Source organism: Endozoicomonas sp. SESOKO2, assembly GCF_024606245.1.
Lineage (GTDB): Bacteria > Pseudomonadota > Gammaproteobacteria > Pseudomonadales > Endozoicomonadaceae > Endozoicomonas_A.
Genome location: NZ_JAHHPQ010000655.1, coordinates 1 through 1,288 on the forward strand (window position 1 = coordinate 1; position 1,288 = coordinate 1,288).

Annotated in this window: 1 protein-coding gene; it reads right to left on the reverse strand. The window is 46.4% G+C overall.

The window, feature by feature from the left end:
• Positions 1–1,288 (reverse strand): amidase (locus KDK17_RS16200; protein ID WP_257288531.1); only part of this gene is annotated, 1,288 nt, incomplete at both ends.

Below are 1,288 nucleotides of genomic sequence, written 5' to 3' on the forward strand. Positions count from 1 at the left end.
ACCCTTCTTCTGTTGGTAACCGGTAGTTATGGCTATGACTTATCCGACCCCACTCGGGATCAAGACCTATTTTGAGCGTCTTCAAAGTTTCAGCCACTTGGATGGTGGGAAGGCGTCCGCTTGAAACCTGATAACCGAGGGCGATGTCTTTAAAACGACTACCAATGAGTCCAATGGCCGTCAAACCTGGCGCTGCATTTTCATAATTTTTGGTGGAAATCTTGTCTGTGGTGGGTTTAAGACCGGGCAAGCCATTTAATGAGGCAGGAATGGAGATGGACCCGCCACCATCAGTACCTACCGTTAATGGTGACAGGCCAAGCGCAACCATAAGGGCACTACCACTTGATGATCCACCCGGGATATGAAAGGGACTGAAACGATTAGCGATCCTGGGAAAGTGAGGATTTTCTCCCGTTGCCCCAAGCCCGAAAATATGTTGATTGGTTATCCCCAGGATAATAACACCCTCACTCTTTAACAATCGAACCACTTCAGATTCAGTCTCTTTATTCACCGTGTAAAATGGCGAATGATAGGGCATTTTTTTACGATCAATGCCAGCGGTCGGGTGATAGCTTGCAACGTTGATTTCTGATTTTACGGCAATTGGAATACCTTCCAGCTGACGGATAATCCGTTGTTTTTTACACGCTTCAATAACACCCCGGTATTCTGAAATACACTTTAGCCATCGCTCATCCGAGGCTTTAGCCATTTGCATTGCCAGATCTTTGTTTCGCTCAATCAGTACATCCTTCAAGCTGTCTGGTAGCTTTTTGTCGTACCAGTCATAAATATTTTCAACCAGCCTGGAAGGGGTTAGTTTTTGTTCTGCAAACAATTGCTGAATGTCATCAATGCCACCGGCTCGATCAAACAGTTCGGATATACTGATAGCTGGGCTGCCACGAGAGTCACTATCCAGAGAAGGAGCCTCTTCAGAAGAAGTCTCTTCAAATGGTGGCGGTTCAGGCATGTCCGGAATACCTGCATTGAGTGCTGATAATTCTGCTTCAGAGAAAAGCACAGGATCTTCAGGGTTCATGCCGCTAGCTGGTAGCTGACTTTTCATGAACTCAATCTGTTGATCCCGACTCCTAAAAAAAATGACACAATTTCGGGCAAGGGACAGCCATTGTCCGGAAAGGCTTTGTGAAGAACGAAGCCAGTCAGGAGAATATTCTCTGGTGATATAAGGCTTTTGCCCGGTACGGCGGTCAATCTCAACAAGAGTGGGGTCGGATAAGTCATAGCCATAACTACCGGTTACCAACAGAAGAAGGGT